Source organism: Ancylobacter oerskovii, from assembly GCF_018390555.1.
Taxonomy (GTDB): domain Bacteria; phylum Pseudomonadota; class Alphaproteobacteria; order Rhizobiales; family Xanthobacteraceae; genus Ancylobacter; species Ancylobacter oerskovii.
Map to the genome: position 1 here is coordinate 44981 of NZ_JAHBGB010000012.1, position 15083 is coordinate 60063.

The following is a 15083-nucleotide window of genomic DNA, read 5'->3' on the forward strand; positions in this document are numbered from 1 at the left end:
CGCTCAATCGAGGGGCGCCTCGCCCACCAATTGGCCGCGACCTTCAGACCGCCGAGCTGTCCATATTCTGAAATACGGCCCGGTCACGCGCGTCGACGGTCGGGTTGCGGGGCGCAGAAAGCTTCAGTGCTCTGCGCCCGTCGCGAGGCTTGATGATCGTACCCGTCCGGGAACGGCGCCGTCATGACCAGAGGATCGGCCAACTGGCCTGGCGACCGGACGGCGTGCCGGGTGCAGCATCTTGGCCGTGTAGCCGTCCTGCACGCCCGACAGGCTCGCACCACGAGCACCAGATGATCCTCGACGCCCTCCTCGATGGCGATGGCGTTCGGGCCATCGCACTGATGGAGGACCATCTCGGCAATGTCGAGGACCGGCTCGATCTGGACCGCGACACCCGCAAGAGCGTTGACCTCGGCCGGCTGTTTACCGGCGGGTGAATGTGGTTTTGCGGGTGCCGCACCGCCATGGCGTCAGCTGTGGTCATCTGCGCCGGCATGAACGTATTTCCACTCGGCAATCGTGATGGCTGTGCAGCGCGAGGACGTGCTGTGCACATCGATGCCCACGAACCCGTCGCCAGTGCCGGCGTCCCATGGCCCGCACGCCTTCTTCCATCCGCTCGGCCAGCGCGAAAATCCCATGGCCTTCGGTCAGAACAAGAGCGTCCGCAGTGCGCTGGAAGAGCATGTGACCAGAAGCGGTCAAGTGCGGAGGCGCCGGCCGCCGGATCGCGGAACGGCGAGAAAGATTCTGACGTCACCCCATTCCACCGCAACCCGCACAAAACTGAACGACGAGAGTACAGTTATGTCACTTACAGAACAAATCTAACCACCTAGATTCCCGCTATCGTTTGGACGTGCATCCTTCTGCGGATAGGCCGGACCATGCGGCCGCCGCTTGGGTGAAGGAAAATGTGATCCTGGTTGTTGGAACCTGAGGAAGCTTGTCCGAACCGAACAGAGGGATTTTCCTGGGCGGTCGCTGAAGCGGCGGCCCGCCTCGATGCTCGCAATGAGGACTTCGACGATGATCACGATGCTGGTGACCAGGGCTGCCCTGCCCGTGCTGCGATGCTTGGCCGGAACGGAAGGGATTTCCGAAGTGCTCGCCGGTGAGCTGAAGCCTTTCGGCATCAACACTGATCGTCCCGGCCATTTCGCACCGATTCTTGGCCATTCGATCACAATGGCGGCCAACGAGATGCCGGAATACACCGCGAGCTCGCGCAAGCGCTATCGCGAAGCGAACGACGACAATCGGGCAGGTGATCCCGACAAGGCGATCCCGTAGCCGATCGCTGAACGAAAGCTGGCGGCCTTCCGCAGGGATATCGACGCCTGACGCGACATCACAATCGCCACTGATTTCGACCGGCCTTGAGCGCTGGTCGCGAGCTCTGTCTGAACGTCAACATTTGCTTGGAAAGCGATCATGATCGCATCTTTGAAGGGGTTTACCCAGCAACTGGTGCCTGCGAATGGCATCAAGATAAATGCCGTCACCGGGGGTTCCGGTCCGCCGATCCTTCTGCTTCACGGTTGGCCGGAGATGTGGTGGGAGTGGCACGCTGTAATGCCGGTCCTTGCCGAGCACTTCAGCGTCGTGGCCATCGATCTACGCGGCGCGGGCTTTTCCGACTGCCCACAGGATGGTTACGACAAGGCAACGATGGCGCGCGACGCGCACGAGGTCATGGCTTCCTTTGGGCATGAGCGCTACGCCGTGTGCGGCCATGACATCGGCGGAATGGTCGCCTTGCCACAGGCTGCCATCTATCGGGAGGCTGTTACCCACCTGGCCATCCTTGATGTGCCGCTTCCCGGCTGGACCGGATGGGAGGCGACAACTGCCAGGCTCTGGCACTTCAGCTTCCATATGAACCGTGATCTGCCCGAGCTTCTGATTCATGGCCGTGAATATGACTATGTTTCGACCTTCATGGCAGAGCGGTTCTACGATCACAGCACCTTCAATCCGGCGAACATCGAGGTCTACGCGAAAGCGATGGCGCTTCCTGGCCGCACGCGCGGCGGCATGGAATGGTATCGCACCCTTGCCGCCGATCATGCGGCTGCGCTCGAGTACAAGAAGCAACCGCTCGCGATACCGGTGCTTGGCCTGGGTGGGGATCAGCGCTTCGGCGCGCAGATGGTCCCGATGCTCAAAGAGTTCGCCACCAATGTGACGGGCGGTCCGATCGCTCGGTGCAGCCACTATGTCGCGGACGAGCGGCCGGATGAAGTCGCGGCCGCTCTGATCGATTTCCTCAAGATCAACTGAGCCCGGTGCCCGCGCCCTCGCAAATCGAATAAATAGCAAAGGAGACTGTCATGACCGCATCTGTCATTGGCGGGGTCAATCATATCGGCATCGTCGTGCCCGACATCGAAGCAGCAAAATCATTCCTGGTAGAAGCCTTCGGCGGCCAGGTGATCTACCAGTCCTTTGGACCGCTGGATCCGCCGCGGCAGGGCCCCGAATTCGAGCGGGCCACTGGCGCTTTCCCCGGTACGGTCGTGCGTGCGCAGGCAATGGTCAAGATCGGAACCGGGCCGGACATTGAGCTCTTCGAAATGCACGGCCCCGAACAAGCCCAACCGGCTCGAGCGAGCGACTTCGGCATTACACACTTCGGTCTTTACACCGACGACATCGACGCCTCAGTCGAGCGCTTCGAGAAGGCCGGAGGTACTGTTCTTACCGCGCCGCGCGCCATTCCCTATGCCACCGAGAAAGGCCCTGGAAATAAGGTCTGCTACTGCCGCATGCCCTGGGGCACGACGATAGAGTTTATCACCACCCCGGACCGCATGGCCTATCATGACCAGACGGATCTGCGCAGGTGGCAGGACGAGGATTGAGCAGGACGCGAAACGGAACCCGCAGCAGTTCGGTCGGGGTGATGCTGACATTGTGGGAAGGTTTGACGAATGCGCAGCCGCGACGGCTGTCGTGACCGATCGACCATGCCATGCGAGCTAGATGGGGATGGCCTTTACGATGACGAGGTTACGCCCCCTCAATTGGCCGCGGCCGGCGATCCATGCCGATCGCGACGAAGGTGAAGGTGGCTTCCGTCACCTTGTTCAAGGTCTCGCCCTCACGGGGGCGACGCCAAGCCTCGATGCGGATGCGCAGCGAGGTCCGTCCCAGCGACAGCACCTCGCCATAGAAGCTCACCTCGTCGCCGACCAACACCGGACTGAGGAAGCTCATGGCTTCCACGGCCACGGTGGCGACGCGTCCCTTGGCTCGGCGCGTGGCGACGTTGCCGGCGGCGAGGTCCATATGCGCCATCAGCCATCCGCCGAAAATGTCGCCCGCCGGATTGGTGTCGGCGGGCATGGCGATGGTGCGGATGACCGGCGAGTGCGATGGCGGTTCGGCAGTGGCGATCATGGTAACCATCCATGGGGAGATGCCCGCAGCCGGCATCTTGCGATGCCATGCTGGGCTCTCGGTGGTGACAGTCTATTCCGCGAAGACGTCCTCGCGCCCGCGGCGGAAGCTCGGCAGCAGCACCACCACCAGCATGATGACCGCGATGGCGAGAAGACCGGCGGAAATCGGGCTCTCTATGAAGGTCGCCATGTCGCCGCGGGAGACCAGAAGGGCACGACGGAAATTCTCCTCCATCAACCGGCCCAGCACGAAGCCGAGCAGCATCGGCGCCGGCTCGAAGCCGAATTTGGCCAGGAGGTAGCCGGCAAAGCCGAACAGCCCGATCAGCAACACCTGCACCGGCTCTGAATTGATCGAGAAGATGCCGATGGAGCAGAACATCAGGATGGCCGGGAACATGAGGTGATAGGGCACCTTCAAGAGCTTCACCCATAGGCCGATCATTGGCAGGTTGATGATGAGCAGCATGAGGTTGCCGATCCACATGGAGGCGATCATGCCCCAGAACAGGTCGGGCGAATTGGTCATGACCAGCGGACCCGGCACGATGCCATGGATGGTCATGGCGCCGACCATCAGGGCCATCACCGCATTGGGCGGGATGCCGAGGGTGAGCAGCGGGATGAACGAGGTTTGCGCGCCGGCATTGTTGGCGCTCTCGGGCCCCGCGACGCCCTCGATCGCCCCCTTGCCGAAACGGCTGGGATCCTTGGCGAGCTTCTTCTCCAGCGAGTAGGCGGCGAACGGGCCGAGGACGGCACCGTTGCCCGGCAAGATGCCGAGGATGGCGCCGATGATCGTGCCGCGCGCGATCGGCGCCGCCGACTGGCGCATCTCCTCGCGGCCCGGCAGCAGCCGGCCGATGGCCTGCTTCACCACGTCCCGCGTCTCGACATTGTCGAGATTGCGCAGGATCTCCGCGACACCGAACACGCCCATGGCGAGCACGGCGAAATCGATGCCGTCCGCCAGGAAGTCCATGCCGAGGGTCATGCGGGCCTCGCCGGTCTCAAGGTCGATGCCGACCGTCGACAGCAGGATGCCGAACAGGATCATGGCGATGGCCTTCAGGATCGAGCCATGCGCCAGCACGACGGCGAAGACGAGGCCCATCACCATCAGCGAGAAATACTCCGCCGGACCGAAGACCAGGGCAAGGCTGGTCAGAGGCTTGGCAAGCGCGGCGATCAGCAGGGTGGCGAAGGTGCCGGCGATGAAGGAGCCGATGGCGGCGATGCCGAGCGCGACGCCGGCCCGCCCACGCCGCGCCATCTGGTGGCCGTCGAGCGTCGTCACCACCGCCGTAGCCTCACCGGGAATGTTGACGAGGATCGCGGTGGTCGAGCCGCCATACTGCGCGCCGTAATAGATGCCGGCGAGCATGATGAGCGCCCCCACCGGATCGAGCCCGAAGGTGATGGGGAGCAGCATCGAGATCGTGGCGATCGGCCCGACACCGGGCAGGATGCCGACCAGCGTTCCCACCAGACAGCCCGTGAGGCACAGCACGAGGTTCTTGAGCGAGAAGGCGACGGCGAGGCCGAGGCCGAGATTGCCGATGAGATCGAACATGGCTCAGCCTCCCGCGGTCGCGTTCGGGGTCTTGGTGGACGAGGTCTTGGCGGATGCGCGGCGCCCGGTGAACAGCACGAGCACTCCGACGCCGACCATCAGGGCGGCGGCGAGCCTCAGCGCGCCGCGATAGCTCCAGCCCGCCAGCAGCACCTCCTGCACATAGCGCGGCATGATCGGGATCGGCAGGTTCAAGAGGTCGCCGAACAGCACGAGACTGAAGGGTGTGAGGAACAGCGCCAGGGTCACCAGCGGCCGCAGTTGAACGTCCGGAGACGCATAGCCGCCGACGATGATAGCGAGCGGACCGGCCACCACGAGGCCGAGTTCCGGCGTGCTCCAGCCGTCGAAATGCGAACTCTTGATCGTCAGGGCGAACAGCGCGGTGGCGGAGAGCACAAGGAACGGCCCGCGCAACGAGAAGGTGAACTCCTCGGATCCGCCATCACCGCGTCGCGCGCCGAGGAGAATCGGGATGGCGCACAGTCCGAGCAGGATGGAGAGCGCCTGCGGCAGCATGCCGGCGCCGACCGAGCGCAGCGTCCCGCGCGGCAGCTCGGAGGAGAGCGCGAAGCCCAATACGGCGAGCGCGATGAGAATTGCCGCCGCGCCCAGTTCCTTGGGGGAAACGGCCCCCACTTGTTTGCGCGAGCCCACGGTCCCGCGTGCGACATTGGTCATCATGCCCTCCCTGAGCGTTCGCCGGGTTGCTGCCCCTGGCGCGTGGTGGCGCTACGCCGGCCCGGTCTTTTCCGCCATGCGGGCCGGGCTCGTCCTTGGCGCGGCGACGTCGAGCCGCCGCACGGGGTGATCGCGCCCCGGTGCACGCCGGGGCGCGGAACGGTCAGTCGATGGAAATGCCGGCCTGCCCGAGGAACGTCGCCCAACGGGTGCTCTCCGACTTCATCATCGCGGCGAATTCCTGCGGGGTGTCGCCGACGATGGTGGTGCCCTCGGCGCTCAGACGTTCCTTGATGATCGGTGTGGCGAGCGCTTCGAGCGTCGCGCTACGCAGCTTGTCGATCACCGGCTGCGGCGTACCCTTGGGCACGGTGAAACCGTACCAGGCCGCGGACTCGTAGTCGGGGTAGCCGCGCTCGGCGACGGCGGGCACGTCGGGCAGCTTGGCGACCCGTTCCTTGGTGGTGACGGCGAGCGGAACCATCTCGCCGCTGTCGACCAGGCCCAGCACTGAGGGAAGCGTCGTCACCATGAAGTCGCCGCGTCCGCCCAGCATGTCGTTGAGCGCCGGGCCCGCACCCTTGTAAGGTACGTGCACCGCACTGATGCCAGCCTGCGAAAGCAGCAGCGCTGTCGCCAGATGGCTCGCCGAGCCATTGCCGGCCGACCCATAGGTGAGCGCGCCGGGGCTTGCCTTGCCGAAGGCGATGATGTCTTCGAAGCTCTTGAATTTCGAGTTCTTGGAGACGACCACCACGAGCGGCGTGCGCGCAATCAGCGTCACCGGATCAAAGGCGGTGAGCGGGTCGAGCTTCAAGCTCTTGAACAGATGCGGGTTGACCACCATGGGCCCCTGATTGGCCATCAGCACCGTGTAGCCGTCCGGGTCGGCGCTCGCCACACGCTGGGAGGCGACATTGCCGCCAGATGTGCCGTTGTTTTCCACCACCATGGCCTGGCCGAGTTTTTCACCCACGCCATTGGCAACAAGCCGAGCAATGGCGTCGGTGCCGCCGCCGGCGGCGTAGGGCACGACCAGCTTCACCGGACGCACCGGATAGGCGTCCTGCGCATGGGCGGCTGGAAGGGCGGCGACCAGGCAGCCGGTCGCGAGGAGCAGGGAGAGATGGCGACGGTTCAACATGACTTTCCTCCGGTTCTTGTGTCGTTGGTATTTTGGCAGATCTGCGTTCAGGCGCGGTGAGCTTGAGGCTCGCCGTCACCCGTTTGTTCCTCCATGGACACGATCACCGTCCCCTCGAAAATGCGGCGGGCGGTACGGATAAGGCTGGCGCGGCGCACTTCGCCGGCTGCGTCCAGTTCGAGATCGACATCGATCTTGCCGCTGGGGTGCTCGATGATGAGCGGCCTCCCGGCAGCCGGCAGGCGCGCCACGGCATGAGCAATTGTGCCGGGCGTGGCGGCAGCCACGGCAACGCAGAGTGCGCCGGTGACCGCATGGGCACGGTGGGTACGGTGAGGCACGAGGTAGCGTGAGGTGATCGTACCATCGGCGCGGACCGGCACGGCCATTAGCCCGATCTTCGGCACGACCGCATTGGAGACATCGCCGAGCCCCATGCGACGGCCGGCCTCGCGGCGGAGCGCCTCCAGTTTGCGGAAGAGCGGCCGGTTCGCGTCGAGCTCTTCTGGCGTTTCAGTGCCGATCAGCCCGAGCTCTGCGGCCTGGATAATCATCATCGGCATGGCATAGTCGATCAGGGTCACCGGCATGTCATCGATCGTTTCGACCGTGCATCCGGTGGGAAAGAGACTGCCGGTCTTCGAGCCGTTCGCATCGAGGAAAGTGAGCTTGATCGGCGCCGCGCGCCCCGGCACGCCGTCGATCTCGGTGTCGCCGCCATAGGTTACGTTTCCGTCAGGCGTCTGAACGACGGCCTCGATCGTCTTGCTGGTGTTCCGGTTGAAGATCCGCACCGTGGTCTGACCCGAGCCTGCGGGCAGCAGCCCGCTCTCGATCGCAAAGGGACCGACAGCGGAGAGCATGTTGCCGCAATTCGGCGTCATGTCGACGATGGGCCGATCTACCGCTACCTGAGCGAACAGGTATTCGACGTCTACTCCCGGCCGCTGCGACGGCGAGATGATCGCCACCTTACTGGTCAGCGGGTTGCCCCCGCCAATGCCGTTGACCTGCAGTGTGTCGGGCGACCCCATGATGGCGAGCAGGACGGACTCGCGCAGCTTGGGATCGGTGGGCAGATCGCTTTCGAGGATGAAGGGGCCGCGGGAGGTTCCGCCTCGCATCAGCACAGCGGGGATGCGCATGTTGGAACTCTTGTGCATCTGATGCGATCCTCGCATGAATGTTTGTCATTCATGCTTGTATCGACAGGCGAACTGTACATTAAATGCAAAGATCGTGAGGATTGATGCGCTTTGAATATCAATTGCGATATACTGGATCTGCGCGCCTTCCTCGCCGTCGTGGAGCTTGAGGGCTTCCACAAGGCGGCTGAGGCGTTGAATCTTTCGCAACCGGCACTCACCCGGCGCATCCAGAAGCTGGAGCAAGCTGTGGGCGCCGCCCTTCTGGAGCGGACCACCCGCCGCGTCGCGCCCACTGCGCTGGGACGGGAGCTTATCCCGCTGGTGAAGCGGATGCTGGAGGAGTTCGAGAGCTCGCTGTTCTCGGTGCGGGAACTCGGCCAGCGGCAGAACACCGTCGTCACCATTGCCTGCCTGCCGACGGCGGCATTCTACTTCCTGCCCGGCGTCATCAAGCGGTTTAACGAGATCTATCCGCAGATCCGCTTCCGCATCCTCGACCTCAGCGCCAATGACGGCCTCCAGAGCGTAGCGCGCGGTGAGGTGGAATTCGGCATCAACCTCATGGCTTCCTCCGATCCGCAGCTCCAGTTCACGCCGCTGATGGACGACCCCTTCGTGCTCGCCTGCCGGCGCGATCATCCGCTGGCAGTGGAGGGACCGCTACGCTGGTCGCAGCTTGAGCCGCACCGGCTCATCACCGTGGGGCGCACCAGCGGCAACCGGACCTTGCTCGACGCCGCCCTCGCCCGATCAAATCTGAGGCTGCAATGGTTCTACGAGGTCACTCATCTGTCGACCTCGCTCGGCCTCGTCGAGGAAGGTCTCGGCGTCTCCGTGCTGCCGCGTCTCGCTACGCCACGATCCAACCACCCCTTCATCATGACCCGCCCGCTGATCGAGCCCGAGGTTTCCCGTCCGATCGGCGTCGTCCAGCGCCGCAGCGGCCGCCTCTCGCCAGCCGCCCAGCGCTTCCTCGAAATGCTGCTGCGTGAATGGCGTGACGACGTCTAGGTAGTGTGAAGGAATTTGATGAGTGAAGCCGCCCCCTATTTGACGGCGCAGGTTCTCCCACTTCGCTAAGAGGTGGATCGGACGAAGCAAAGAATGCGGCGCGAGAGGCCGGCTTCCACGCGTTTTGAGGCATGGTTATGGCCGCCGGCTTTGCCTCCATCTGCGATGGGCTGCGACAAGCGTTGATATTGAAGCGGGCTATGGGCCATTGCATCAGCTAGAGGCGAGACGGCGACACTTCGGTGATCGACGGAACTTCCATGCTCGTGACAGGGAACGCCGGAACCGCACGCGTCTGCCGAAGGCTGGCGGTACCAGATCGCGCGCCCATATCCAGGCCGGCCACAACGGTCATCCGAAACGCCCGTGCCGCTGGAGATATGCATGTCCCTTTCCATCTTTGACGCCTCGATCCCCGTCTTTCTACGGGGCTTCGACAACTTCTCGGCGATGCTCGCCAAAGGAGAGGCCTTTGCCCAGGAGAAGGGCCTCGATCCCCGGACATTGGTGGAAGCGCGGCTGGCGCCGGACATGCTGTCTCTGGCCGGCCAGGTGCAGCGGGCCAGCGACACGGCAAAATTCTGTGCCGCGCGCCTTACCGCCACAGATGGCCCGAGCTTCGACGACAACGAGGCCAACTTCGCCGAGCTGCATGCGCGCATCGCCAAGACGGTGACCTATCTGAAGAGCATTGATGCGTCAGCATTCGACGGCAGCGAGGAGCGCCGGATCGTGCTGAAGCGCCGCCAGGGCGAAGTGACGCTCGACGGGCGCAGCTATCTCCTCACCTTTGCGCTACCCAACTTCTTCTTCCACCTCACCACCGGCTACGACATCCTGCGCCATGCGGGCGTGCCGGTCGGGAAGTCGGATTTCCTCGGTCCGCTGTGACCTCGGCGCGGGCAGGTACCAGAAGGGACGCGTGGTAGCGCGTCACGCAGGGCGGCCACTTGGCCGCCCTGCGGCGTAGCGCACGCTGGAGAGCGATGGCCGGCACGGCCGCTGGCTGAAGGACCGGCGCCGGCATTGTCACGTTGCCGGCTTCATCTCCCCCAGCAGCGTAGGGATCAGTTCCGACACCGTCGGGTGGATCGGTACCGCACGCTGGAAGACCGTGTAGGGGACGTTCGCATTCATGATGTCGAGCAGTCCGTGGATGGCCTCGTCACCGCCGGTGCCAAGTATTGCCGCCCCGAGGATGCGCTGCGTCTCGGCATCCACCACCACCTTCATGAAACCCAGCGTCTCCGCTTTTTCCACCGCGCGGCCCACCCGGCTCATCGGCCGCTTGCCGATGAGAAGGGCGCGATGGCTCTGGCGAGCCTGCGCCTCCGTCATGCCAACCCGCCCCAAGGGCGGATCGGTATAGAGCGCATAGCCGGGAAGCCGCTCGCTCACCTTCCAGCCCTGGCCATCCAGCAGGTTGGCCGCGACAATCTCGAAATCGTTATAGGCCGTATGAGTGAAGGCCCCTCTCCCGTTGCAGTCGCCCAGCGCGTAGACGCCAGGGACGCTCGTCTCGAGGAAATCGTCGACTGCGATATAGCCCCGCTCATCAGTCCTGATGCCGGCGGCTTCCAGCCCTAGATCGTCAGTGTTCGGCCGACGACCTATGGCGAGCAGCAGATGCGTGCCGACGACTTCCGGCGCACCTTCGGCACATCCGACCCGCACCGCCACGCCGTCGTCGTGCCGCGCGAGGCTCAGGCATTCGGCATTGGTTCGCACCTCGATGCCCTCCGCCTCCAATATCTCGCGTATGGCGGTCGAGACATCCTCGTCTTCGCGCGCGATCAGGCGCTCACTCTTCTCGACGACCGTCACGCGGGCGCCGAAGCGACGGAACATCTGCGCGAATTCGAGGCCGATATAGGAGCCACCGATGACCACCAGATGTCCGGGCACGGTGTCGAGCTCGACCATGTCGCTATTGGTGAGATAGGGCACATCCCCAATGCCGGGCAGGTCCGGCACCGACGCCCGGCCACCGACATTGATGAATATCTGCGGTGCGGTGAGCGCCGTGCCGTCGACCTCGATGTCATGCGGGCCGGTAAAGCGGGCATGGCCGCGAAACACCGTGCAGCCGTTCATGCCATCCAGCCAGTTCTCGATACCCGAGCGCCCGTCCTGGATGATCTTTTCGGCGCGCGCCTGGACCCTCTTCATGTCGATGCCGGGCGTGCCATCCAGCACCACGCCGTATTCCGCCGCCCTCTGCGCCATGCGGGCAGCGTAGGCACTCGCGACCAGCGTCTTGGTCGGCTTGCAGCCGGTATTGACGCAGGTGCCGCCGAAATGGCGCCGCTCGATCGTCGCGACGCTCCTGCCTGCCGCCGTCAGCCGCCCGGCCAGCGAGGGTCCCGCCTGGCCGGCGCCGATGATGATGGCATCAAAGCGACGTGCCGGGTCACTCATCTCGCCACCATGACGATAATGACAGCGCCGATGACGGCCACGGCGTCTTCGATCAATGCGGCAGGGCGATCTTGGCCGAACTTCTCGGCAAGGCCCGCACGCGCCAGACGTCCACCCAGCGTACCGATCACGGCGCCGATCACGCTGGCTACGGCGCCGATCGACAGGCTCCCCCCGGCGACGCCGAGGCAGGCACCGCAAAGCGCTCCGCTGATCAGGCGCGCCGCGAATTGCGGCGGCACCGTCCGACTTGGCGTCGTCGGCAACTGGTCGGTGACGAACTCGACCAGGGCCAGCGCCGTGAAGATCCAGGGCGTCCACGCATAGCCCATGAAGGCGAGCGGCGAGGCGGAAAGATCAATCCATCCGAGATGAGCTGCCCAGGCGACGGCAGCAGGCGCGGTCATGGCCCTTAGCCCGGCCACAACCCCTATAAGCAAGGCCAGCAAGTAGAACATACGCCCCCCCCCGATGAACCGATTGCCACATGGGGTGCCGCATGGCTCCGAATGGCCCCGTTGTGCTCCGCTTCTTCCATCAAGCGACGAACCAGGAATTCTGACAAGTGCGGACCCGCGCCCTGCCGACGAACCGCGGATCCTGGCGACGAAGCGAAAAAATTTTCGCCAAAGGAGTTCCTCCCCAATCCGCTAATCCAACATCCAACCGTCCGAGGCTGAGAACCGCTACTACGCGATGCTGGATGAGCCAGCCAGGGCGGCGTGACTCAAACGAAATGGCCTCCGGCAAATCCGGCGCGGTTCAACTCCGTGGCGGCCTCGATTTCGATGTCGTCCGAGAGGAGCATACGCCAGTGGGGTTCCGGCACGATCTGGCCGGTTCCTTCGATCACGTTCATGCAAAACACCCCTTTGGGGTGGCCCCAACTTTTTGTTCTGAAATTGGTCTCGGTGCGAATGTTCCGCCCCCGGCCGATCCGTTCCCCCAGGGCCTGGAGGTTTTGTCCCTCCCCTCCCTTGGGCCGTTGCGTCACGCTCGGTTCCATGGGTGCGTGAGGTCAACGGGGCGGCCGCTCAGGTCCGATCCAATGCCGAAGCTTCGACGCTCTTCACGCTGCTTCGTGCTGTTGTGGTGCGGCTCGCAGAGGGGCTGCTAATTGTCCGTGTCCCAGAACAAGCGCTGATCACCACGGTGGGGCTCGATGTGGTCGACCACCACGGCCGCCGTCACCTCTCCTCTGGCCTCGCACACGCGGCACAGGATGCTCGGCGAGGAAGGTCAGGCGGGCCTTGTCCCATCGGCTGGTGTAACCGCGAGAGCGAGCATTAGCCCTCGCATTCCCACCTCCCCGATGCCCGCCTCTGTACCTCGCCATATATTTACATCCGCGAGTAGTGGCCCTTGCCGTCGCATTGGGTAAGGTTATTGTTGCTTCTGCAGTTCTTGAAACTGGGGGGTCAATAGAATGCAACCTGTAAACTTCCTCGCACAGTCATCCGCATCTCCAAAAGTACGAAATCCAGACATTCCGAAGCCGCCCAACAAGCCGGGAGCACGGCCGGTTGGCGAGGTGACCTATTGCACGATTGAGAAAGAGTGGCCGATAGTCGATCATCTCGGCGTCACGACAATCGTCCTAGGCAGCATTTGTGTTAATTTCGAAGAATGGATGGTTCCTGATCACCCTGAAGATTACATCTATGGGTATTATTACGTAACCTCGACATTTATCGGATTCCAAATTTATAATAACTGGTATGACGACGAAGGAGGCAATTATTCAAAGCTGATATTTGAGCAAGAATTTTTTCATGCCGGACATTTCGGAACCATCGCTTATCCGAGAATACCCCTCGGATACACGAGCCGAATCTGCGGAAGAAACAAGAACCTCAATGCAATTCAATATCCACAGCCGGGACAGCCGGGCTACATTAGCACAACCTCGCTTCTCGATAAGATAGACCCCATGGCCTATCTTCATCTCAAACTCTGGCATCCCGGCGGGAATTGCGGAATCGGTCCGTGGAAATGAGGCTCCCAGCCGGTTTCTGTTTTCATTTTTAGTCCTGTCGGCCACTCGCCAAACTCAAAACTATTTGGCTTGGGCACGGGGAAGCCGGCCCGAGCCAGCTCAAGCTCATGTCGTGTGTCGGCACGGCTGATCGGCAGAGCGCCGGGCGTCGCGGCGCTTGTCTCGTTCAGCCTTTGTCTGGGCGCTGGGGCGGTGGAGAGGGGGGCGGGCGGGCATCGCCTTCCTACTAGATAGACGCGCAGGGCGCTCTGTCAGTCCCGAAACAAATTACGAAGGGACTCCACACTTCTGTTGTCTTCCACAGAAGTGTGGAGTCCCTTATGTACATGAACGCAAGAGAGCTTCAGCGGTGGTTGGCGAAACAAGGATGCACCTTCGAGGCGCATCGTGGAGGCAGCGGCCATCTCACCGTCAAACTGAACGATAAGACCTCCCAGTTGCCGATGCACGGAGCCAACAAGGAACTAGGCACCGGACTCGTCAACAAAATCAAAAAGGACCTCGGCCTCAAGTAGGCCGGGGTCCACCCCCACCGGCCAAGGAGGGCCAGATGTTCTACTTCCCGCTCGTCCTTACCCCGGACGATAACGACACGTTCCTAGTCACCTGCCCGACGCTCCCAGAGGTCACCACTTTCGGCGAGACGCGAGAGGACGCGCTCCGCTATGGGGCAGAGGCGGTAGAAGAGGCCGTTGCGGCTCGCGTCGCCGGCTGGGAGGACGTCCCTGTGCCCGAAGACAGCGAAGCCAACCGCGCGGCGCTAGCGGCCGGTGATTTCGCTCGCTTACCCCTGCAAGCGACGATGAAGCTCCTACTCTTCTTCGCCTGCCAGAAGGACAGCGTTACACGAGCGGAACTGGCTCGGCGCATGGGGGTGCACCGCGAGCAAGTTGATCGCCTGTTCCGCTTTGATCATGCATCTCGGCTTGACCAGATTGATGCGGCGTTTCAGGCACTCAACCAGAGCGTCAACATCACTCTCGAAGCGGCATGACTCCCGAACGCTTTCGCGAATGCCTGTCCCTGCTGCGCTGGTCGCAGCGGGGATTGGCCGACGCCCTCGAATGCGACGACCGTCTTGTGAGGCGGTGGGCGTCAGGTGAGGCCGATATTCCAGCCGGCCTTGCCGCGTGGCTCGAAACCCTCGGGCAGGTTCATGCCGCCGCTCCTCCCCCCACGACGTGGCGGAAGAAGCGGGCCCCGGCAGGATGAGCCCAAAAAGAAGCCGCCACGCAATGAAGGCGGCGGCTTCCTAAGTTGGCAAGATATGCACGTAGAACGAGGCCATTATCGCGCAGCGACGTTCGGTCCGGCAATCCCTTCCTGACGGCCGGAGCGCTACGCCCGGCGCGCTGCGTGGTTGGTCTGTAACGGCTTGCGCCTCCCAACCTCCGAGGCTTCGTTAGGAACTGGTCCCGAGGGGCGGGATCGAACCGCCGACGCCCGCGCCTTCAACGCGGCGCTCTACCGTCTGAGCTACCTCAGATGAACTTGATCGACGCGGGCGAAATCCGCACTGTCTTGCCTAGCCTGTCGGCGGCCCCGGGGCCTTGTCAGCAAGCGACGCGTCAAACTCGGTATGCACGATAGGGACGACGCGGCCTGATCAGGTTGCCTCGCGACCGGCTGTTGCCAATCCCTCGGGCGCGGCAGGGCATCCTGCGCCAGCGCGGTGCCGGGCGAGGCGAGGCCGATCATCGCCACC

17 protein-coding genes, 1 tRNA gene and 1 pseudogene are annotated in these 15083 nt (G+C 63.4%); 9 read left to right on the top strand and 10 right to left on the bottom strand.

Annotated elements, in window-relative coordinates; genetic code table 11:
- Positions 1–152 precede the first annotated feature (152 nt).
- Entirely contained in the window at positions 153–440 is a 288-nt protein-coding gene (locus KHC19_RS08100) for an FCD domain-containing protein (protein ID WP_213351852.1), read from the top strand.
- 145 nt (positions 441–585) lie between these two features.
- Here KHC19_RS08100 and KHC19_RS25855 read toward each other — a convergent pair.
- Positions 586–773, bottom strand: a pseudogene (locus KHC19_RS25855) (LysR family transcriptional regulator); the annotation flags it as partial.
- Between the two features lie 259 nt (positions 774–1032).
- Here KHC19_RS25855 and KHC19_RS08105 point away from each other — a divergent pair.
- The 3 genes from KHC19_RS08105 (at position 1033) to KHC19_RS08115 (ending at position 2867) form a co-directional block, all read left to right on the top strand.
- Entirely contained in the window at positions 1033–1296 is a 264-nt protein-coding gene (locus KHC19_RS08105; protein ID WP_246548487.1) for a Rossmann-fold NAD(P)-binding domain-containing protein, read from the top strand.
- Positions 1297–1437: 141 nt separating this feature from the next.
- Positions 1438–2286 carry an alpha/beta fold hydrolase gene (locus KHC19_RS08110; RefSeq protein ID WP_213351853.1) on the top strand — a complete coding sequence of 283 codons (849 nt, stop codon included), beginning with the start codon at positions 1438–1440 and terminating at the stop codon, positions 2284–2286.
- A 50-nt stretch (positions 2287–2336) separates the two neighbouring features.
- Positions 2337–2867 (top strand): VOC family protein, encoded by a 531-nt coding sequence (locus KHC19_RS08115; RefSeq protein WP_213351854.1) that lies wholly within the window; start codon positions 2337–2339, stop codon positions 2865–2867.
- Between the two features lie 148 nt (positions 2868–3015).
- Here KHC19_RS08115 and KHC19_RS08120 read toward each other — a convergent pair whose 3' ends face one another.
- The 5 genes from KHC19_RS08120 to KHC19_RS08140 form a co-directional block, all read right to left on the bottom strand.
- Entirely contained in the window at positions 3016–3405 is a 390-nt protein-coding gene (locus KHC19_RS08120; protein WP_246548489.1) for an acyl-CoA thioesterase, read from the bottom strand.
- A gap of 72 nt (positions 3406–3477) precedes the next feature.
- A complete protein-coding gene (locus KHC19_RS08125; protein WP_213351856.1) occupies positions 3478–4980 on the bottom strand; it encodes a tripartite tricarboxylate transporter permease in 1503 nt (500 codons plus the stop codon).
- 3 nt (positions 4981–4983) lie between these two features.
- Positions 4984–5664: a tripartite tricarboxylate transporter TctB family protein gene (locus tag KHC19_RS08130; protein ID WP_213351857.1), complete on the bottom strand. Its 681-nt coding sequence runs from the start codon at positions 5662–5664 to the stop codon at positions 4984–4986.
- A 160-nt stretch (positions 5665–5824) separates the two neighbouring features.
- Positions 5825–6805, bottom strand: a complete 981-nt coding sequence (locus tag KHC19_RS08135) for a Bug family tripartite tricarboxylate transporter substrate binding protein (protein ID WP_213351858.1) — start codon at positions 6803–6805, stop codon at positions 5825–5827.
- 47 nt (positions 6806–6852) lie between these two features.
- A complete protein-coding gene (locus KHC19_RS08140) occupies positions 6853–7968 on the bottom strand; it encodes a 4-oxalomesaconate tautomerase (RefSeq protein WP_246548491.1) in 1116 nt (371 codons plus the stop codon).
- A gap of 93 nt (positions 7969–8061) precedes the next feature.
- Between KHC19_RS08140 and KHC19_RS08145 the strand changes: the two genes are divergently transcribed.
- Positions 8062–8964 carry a LysR family transcriptional regulator gene (locus KHC19_RS08145; protein ID WP_213351859.1) on the top strand — a complete coding sequence of 301 codons (903 nt, stop codon included), beginning with the start codon at positions 8062–8064 and terminating at the stop codon, positions 8962–8964.
- 384 nt (positions 8965–9348) lie between these two features.
- A complete protein-coding gene (locus tag KHC19_RS08150) occupies positions 9349–9855 on the top strand; it encodes a DUF1993 domain-containing protein (RefSeq protein WP_213351870.1) in 507 nt (168 codons plus the stop codon).
- 138 nt (positions 9856–9993) lie between these two features.
- Here the strand turns inward: KHC19_RS08150 and KHC19_RS08155 are convergent, their stop codons facing one another.
- The 3 genes from KHC19_RS08155 to KHC19_RS26175 all read right to left on the bottom strand — a co-directional run bounded on the left by KHC19_RS08155 (position 9994) and on the right by KHC19_RS26175 (position 12241).
- Positions 9994–11382, bottom strand: a complete 1389-nt coding sequence (locus KHC19_RS08155) for an FAD-containing oxidoreductase (RefSeq protein ID WP_213351860.1) — start codon at positions 11380–11382, stop codon at positions 9994–9996.
- Positions 11379–11840: a DUF4126 domain-containing protein gene (locus KHC19_RS08160; protein ID WP_213351861.1), complete on the bottom strand. Its 462-nt coding sequence runs from the start codon at positions 11838–11840 to the stop codon at positions 11379–11381. Before KHC19_RS08160 ends, KHC19_RS08155 begins: the two co-directional genes overlap by 4 nt.
- A gap of 269 nt (positions 11841–12109) precedes the next feature.
- Positions 12110–12241 carry a hypothetical protein gene (locus tag KHC19_RS26175; protein WP_281418554.1) on the bottom strand — a complete coding sequence of 44 codons (132 nt, stop codon included), beginning with the start codon at positions 12239–12241 and terminating at the stop codon, positions 12110–12112.
- Positions 12242–12808: 567 nt separating this feature from the next.
- Here KHC19_RS26175 and KHC19_RS08165 point away from each other — a divergent pair.
- The 3 genes from KHC19_RS08165 to KHC19_RS08175 all read left to right on the top strand — a co-directional run bounded on the left by KHC19_RS08165 (position 12809) and on the right by KHC19_RS08175 (position 14372).
- Positions 12809–13378 carry a hypothetical protein gene (locus KHC19_RS08165; RefSeq protein WP_213351862.1) on the top strand — a complete coding sequence of 190 codons (570 nt, stop codon included), beginning with the start codon at positions 12809–12811 and terminating at the stop codon, positions 13376–13378.
- A 320-nt stretch (positions 13379–13698) separates the two neighbouring features.
- Positions 13699–13893, top strand: a complete 195-nt coding sequence (locus tag KHC19_RS08170) for a type II toxin-antitoxin system HicA family toxin (RefSeq protein ID WP_378297237.1) — start codon at positions 13699–13701, stop codon at positions 13891–13893.
- A gap of 35 nt (positions 13894–13928) precedes the next feature.
- Positions 13929–14372 carry a type II toxin-antitoxin system HicB family antitoxin gene (locus tag KHC19_RS08175; protein ID WP_213351863.1) on the top strand — a complete coding sequence of 148 codons (444 nt, stop codon included), beginning with the start codon at positions 13929–13931 and terminating at the stop codon, positions 14370–14372.
- Positions 14373–14788: 416 nt separating this feature from the next.
- Here KHC19_RS08175 and KHC19_RS08180 read toward each other — a convergent pair.
- Positions 14789–14864: transfer RNA gene (locus KHC19_RS08180), tRNA-Phe, on the bottom strand.
- Positions 14865–15083: the final 219 nt, after the last annotated feature.

What these genes read in the sequence shown, in the direction of transcription:
- KHC19_RS08100 (WP_213351852.1), top strand. Translation starts at nt 153, where the DNA reads ATGATCGTACCCGTCCGGGAACGGCGCCGTCATGACCAGAGGATCGGC.
- KHC19_RS08105 (WP_246548487.1), top strand. Translation starts at nt 1,033, where the DNA reads ATGATCACGATGCTGGTGACCAGGGCTGCCCTGCCCGTGCTGCGATGC.
- KHC19_RS08110 (WP_213351853.1), top strand. Translation starts at nt 1,438, where the DNA reads ATGATCGCATCTTTGAAGGGGTTTACCCAGCAACTGGTGCCTGCGAAT.
- KHC19_RS08115 (WP_213351854.1), top strand. Translation starts at nt 2,337, where the DNA reads ATGACCGCATCTGTCATTGGCGGGGTCAATCATATCGGCATCGTCGTG.
- KHC19_RS08120 (WP_246548489.1), bottom strand. Translation starts at nt 3,405, where the DNA reads ATGATCGCCACTGCCGAACCGCCATCGCACTCGCCGGTCATCCGCACC.
- KHC19_RS08125 (WP_213351856.1), bottom strand. Translation starts at nt 4,980, where the DNA reads ATGTTCGATCTCATCGGCAATCTCGGCCTCGGCCTCGCCGTCGCCTTC.
- KHC19_RS08130 (WP_213351857.1), bottom strand. Translation starts at nt 5,664, where the DNA reads ATGATGACCAATGTCGCACGCGGGACCGTGGGCTCGCGCAAACAAGTG.
- KHC19_RS08135 (WP_213351858.1), bottom strand. Translation starts at nt 6,805, where the DNA reads ATGTTGAACCGTCGCCATCTCTCCCTGCTCCTCGCGACCGGCTGCCTG.
- KHC19_RS08140 (WP_246548491.1), bottom strand. Translation starts at nt 7,968, where the DNA reads ATGCACAAGAGTTCCAACATGCGCATCCCCGCTGTGCTGATGCGAGGC.
- KHC19_RS08150 (WP_213351870.1), top strand. Translation starts at nt 9,349, where the DNA reads ATGTCCCTTTCCATCTTTGACGCCTCGATCCCCGTCTTTCTACGGGGC.
- KHC19_RS08155 (WP_213351860.1), bottom strand. Translation starts at nt 11,382, where the DNA reads ATGAGTGACCCGGCACGTCGCTTTGATGCCATCATCATCGGCGCCGGC.
- KHC19_RS08160 (WP_213351861.1), bottom strand. Translation starts at nt 11,840, where the DNA reads ATGTTCTACTTGCTGGCCTTGCTTATAGGGGTTGTGGCCGGGCTAAGG.
- KHC19_RS26175 (WP_281418554.1), bottom strand. Translation starts at nt 12,241, where the DNA reads ATGAACGTGATCGAAGGAACCGGCCAGATCGTGCCGGAACCCCACTGG.
- KHC19_RS08165 (WP_213351862.1), top strand. Translation starts at nt 12,809, where the DNA reads ATGCAACCTGTAAACTTCCTCGCACAGTCATCCGCATCTCCAAAAGTA.
- KHC19_RS08170 (WP_378297237.1), top strand. Translation starts at nt 13,699, where the DNA reads ATGTACATGAACGCAAGAGAGCTTCAGCGGTGGTTGGCGAAACAAGGA.
- KHC19_RS08175 (WP_213351863.1), top strand. Translation starts at nt 13,929, where the DNA reads ATGTTCTACTTCCCGCTCGTCCTTACCCCGGACGATAACGACACGTTC.